This is a genomic window from Aeromonas sp. HMWF015, from assembly GCF_963878965.1.
Taxonomy (GTDB): Bacteria; Pseudomonadota; Gammaproteobacteria; order Enterobacterales; family Aeromonadaceae; genus Aeromonas; species Aeromonas veronii.
The window spans coordinates 1-3,262 of sequence record NZ_CAWNZT010000006.1 but is presented as its reverse complement, the minus strand read 5'-3'; the positions used below and the strand labels follow the sequence as shown (position 1 = coordinate 3,262).

Below are 3,262 nucleotides of genomic sequence, written 5' to 3'. Positions count from 1 at the left end.
ATCATGTCGGTCATAGACCCTCCTTGGCTAACGACCGGAGAAGAGGATCCACAACCCGCCAAGAAAGCAGATAGTCAGCAGGGTGGCTTCTGGGGTCATGATTCACTCCCTGCATCAACCGCCTTGGTCATCATCTTGTAACCATACGCAACGGCCCAGACAGCGCCGATAGCAAGGTTGATAACGATGGCTTGAGGAACGTCAATGAGCTGGCAGGGCTGCAGCTGAGGAGTGATTACAGTTTGGAAACCGGCGCTGGTGATAGTCTTCAGTGACGAACCATCAACGACAGTGGAATAAGAGACGGGACCACCATTGCCATTAGCAACGCCCGTCATGTCAGCGGCCATAGCGGCCAAGGTAGATTCAGGGCTGGGGTAGCACACTCCCTTGTAATGAAATGACATCCCAGCCCCCTGCTACCTTAGAATGCACGGCGAACCATCTTGTAACCGGCAACGGTCGCATAGATGGTGAGAACGGTAGTTCCCAGCAGCGCAACGGCGGCCAGTACCAGGGCGAGCAGATCGGTCAACTTGCTGACGTCAAAGCCGGTATCTGCAGCGAAGGCCGGAGAGGCCAGAGCCAGCAGGAACGGAACGGCAAGATACTTCTTAGCGGTAGTGAGGTGTTTCATGGTCATATCTCCCTATAGGGTTGGTTGAACCCCCTGCCCCGACCTTGGGCAAGGAGCGGTGAAACTACACCTTGGCGTGAGCGGATTGGCTCACAGGCTTCCAGCCGACCACGAGCAGCTTGGTCTGCTTCATGCCCAGTTGGGGGGCGAACTGAACTTCGATAAGGCCAGGCAGAACACCACCGGCACGAGCTGCAGCGTGCAGATCCTTGGCCAGCTTGTTGCCGTTGGAGGTATCAAGCGGGAGCTTACCGATGTTCACACCGGCGAAGCCGTTATCAATCTGCAGCTCGTCCTCGATCACGTGCATGTTGGCCCAATCAAAGGCCTCCTTTCCTGGCTCATCCATTGAGCCAAAACGCACCTGAAGGGCGTTCACAACCATGTTCATGCCTGCCATATCTCTTCCTCGCTTTTGATAGTGCGGCCCCGTGAGTCGGTGGCCTGATGTGCCCAGTACCAGAGCCGGTCTAACCGTGCCTTGGTGTGGCGAATACGTTCACGCAGCGCGATAGCCTGCGGGATCTTCTCATGGTCTTGTTCGGCGTCGGCCAGTTCGGTGCGGAGGGCATCGAGCACGATGGACAGCTTGCGGTGCTCGGTATCGGCGTATGAACGGGCATCAAATTCAGTGGACTTAGGAGCCCCCAGATAGTCAGCAAAGTCGATGGCCAATTGCTCATCGTCATACTCGGGCGGCTGCTCAGGTTCGGGGAGCTTGTTGTCTGCGCGATACTGGGTGACGTTGCCGCGAACAAGCTCGAACGTGCCATCGTCAAAGACAGCCAGATGCAGCTGCTCGCCACCCATACCGCCGAGGTCGCCATTGAGGCGAATCGGACGACCGGAGATAAGGTGAGATACACAGGAACCGGCAACATCGAGCGGCAGGCCGGAGACCTTGCTGACCTCTTTGGCTATCAGCTGCTCGCGGGATTCGCCGAGCGCCTGGACGAAGCCCTTGCCGAACTTGCTGCCGATGCTCGACATATCACCAGCTGAATCAAGGACAGTGCCCACCGGCTCGACATAGTTCGCAGGACGCTGGTTGTTGAAGTCCATCTTGATCAGGTGCAGGAGTTTAACGGTCTTCTTGGCGCGAAGGTTCTGCATCTGAGCCTTGGTAACGCCCACATCCATGAGTGCTTTGACGGAGTCATAGAACGAGCTGGAAGCCGTGAGACGCTTGACCTTATCCCAGCCGTCAGTAGCCAAAGAGCGATAGAACATCATCAGCCGGTCGGCGCGGGTGTAGTTCCATTTGTCGGTGAATGAGCCATCGGGGTTTGAAATCTGTTTACATCTTCCATAAGCCTGACGCAGTTTCTCCTGCACCGTGGCGTCCTGAGTCAGGTGAACTTTGCTATCGCCCAGGGCGGTCATCATGTCGGCGAACATGTCACGCCACGCCCACTCACAGAAGCTCATGCCCTCACGTTTCTCGAACTCAGAGACAAAGCTCAGGAACTGCCACACATTGCGCGGGATCTGCTTCTTCTCAAACCAGCGAGTGTACCCCCTGCCCTCAAGACGAAGACGATGCTGCGCGAACTCCTGAAGCTCAGGCGATTGCATGGCCTTGATAACGGAGTCATAGCGGGAGGTCTTTTCTTTGCGGGCGGCGGCCTGCAGGTTCTTAAGCTGATTCTCCATCTCGTAGTCTTTGGCGTAGACAACGAGAACATGAGCACGTCCAGCGTCCTGCATGTCTTTGGTACGGCGATTGAAGTAGATGGTCGATGCGTAATCGGCCTCTTTGGAAGGGCGCATATGGCGGTGAGACAGCTGGCCGATGGCGCTCAGGCAATTGGCCATAGTCTCGGAGTCAGGTAGCTGGATGCTGTATGTGCAGTCTACGCGGCGTATGTGAGCAGAGCCGAAGTCGAGCATTTCAGCGACTCGGGGCAGGGCTCGAGTGAAAGCCGCGATAAGCTCGAGGATGCCAGTAGCAGCACAGTCTGGCCCGAACACGTTGTGACCCTGGAGCAGCTTAGCCGGTGACCCTTTGATAGCAATGCAAGGCCAACTTCTATTGAGCTGGGCTTGATGGAGCTTGCAGGTAATGTCAGTGAAGCTTGAAGGGACTGACTCCCAGGGATGGTACAGGTCATGAAGTTTCCCCTCAGGGTCAATTGAGAAGTCGACTCTCTTCGAGCCCAGTCTTAAGCCACGGCGCCCACACTCTTCGAGATCCACGATTCCAACGATATCGGACGCACCAGCGCCTATGCGCTGCACAGTGCAGAAACGTTGTTGGAACGGAATGTGGATTTCCCAGAAGTCGTACATAAGCTCATCCATGCAACTTTATGAGGTCAAATATACAACCGCCTGCGCATGCGTGCAACTGCTTGGGGTAAAATGTGCATATGTGAGATCAAAGGAATCAGTAATGGAGCACATAGGGCACAACATCAGACGCATGCGTGATGCCGCAAACATGAGTCAACAGAAGCTGGCCGAGATGGCCGGTATCTCGAAATCGCAGCTGTCGAGGTTGGAGAGTGGCGAACAGGATAACCCGTCCATTAAGACGCTCATCCCGATAGCTGCTGCCTTAGGAGCCTCTATTGAGGAGATCGTTTACGGTGAGTCATCGAAGACCATGGACTTCATGACGAAGGC

At 55.6% G+C, this 3,262-nt stretch carries 5 protein-coding genes; 1 reads left to right on the top strand and 4 read right to left on the bottom strand.

The features are described 5' to 3' along the window. Nucleotides 1-95 precede the first annotated feature (95 nt). The 4 genes from AACS18_RS00400 to AACS18_RS00385 form a co-directional block, all read right to left on the bottom strand. Nucleotides 96-407, bottom strand: a complete 312-nt coding sequence (locus tag AACS18_RS00400) for a hypothetical protein (RefSeq protein WP_108613435.1) — start codon at nucleotides 405-407, stop codon at nucleotides 96-98. A 17-nt stretch (nucleotides 408-424) separates the two neighbouring features. Then, complete coding sequence (locus AACS18_RS00395; protein WP_108613434.1) at nucleotides 425-637, bottom strand: major capsid protein; 213 nt, start codon at nucleotides 635-637, stop codon at nucleotides 425-427. Nucleotides 638-701: 64 nt separating this feature from the next. After that, a complete protein-coding gene (locus AACS18_RS00390; RefSeq protein WP_108613433.1) occupies nucleotides 702-1,037 on the bottom strand; it encodes a hypothetical protein in 336 nt (111 codons plus the stop codon). Next, nucleotides 1,025-2,926 carry a phage/plasmid replication protein, II/X family gene (locus tag AACS18_RS00385; RefSeq protein WP_181363366.1) on the bottom strand — a complete coding sequence of 634 codons (1,902 nt, stop codon included), beginning with the start codon at nucleotides 2,924-2,926 and terminating at the stop codon, nucleotides 1,025-1,027. Before AACS18_RS00385 ends, AACS18_RS00390 begins: the two co-directional genes overlap by 13 nt. A 103-nt stretch (nucleotides 2,927-3,029) precedes the next feature. Here AACS18_RS00385 and AACS18_RS00380 point away from each other — a divergent pair. Next, a partial coding sequence (locus AACS18_RS00380) for a helix-turn-helix domain-containing protein (RefSeq protein WP_108613431.1) occupies nucleotides 3,030-3,262 on the top strand: 233 nt, incomplete at its 3' end.

Bases quoted from the DNA above. Each gene is read 5' to 3' on its own strand.
- AACS18_RS00400 (WP_108613435.1), bottom strand. From the start codon at position 407: ATGTCATTTCATTACAAGGGAGTGTGCTACCCCAGCCCTGAATCTACC.
- AACS18_RS00395 (WP_108613434.1), bottom strand. From the start codon at position 637: ATGAAACACCTCACTACCGCTAAGAAGTATCTTGCCGTTCCGTTCCTG.
- AACS18_RS00390 (WP_108613433.1), bottom strand. From the start codon at position 1,037: ATGGCAGGCATGAACATGGTTGTGAACGCCCTTCAGGTGCGTTTTGGC.
- AACS18_RS00385 (WP_181363366.1), bottom strand. From the start codon at position 2,926: ATGTACGACTTCTGGGAAATCCACATTCCGTTCCAACAACGTTTCTGC.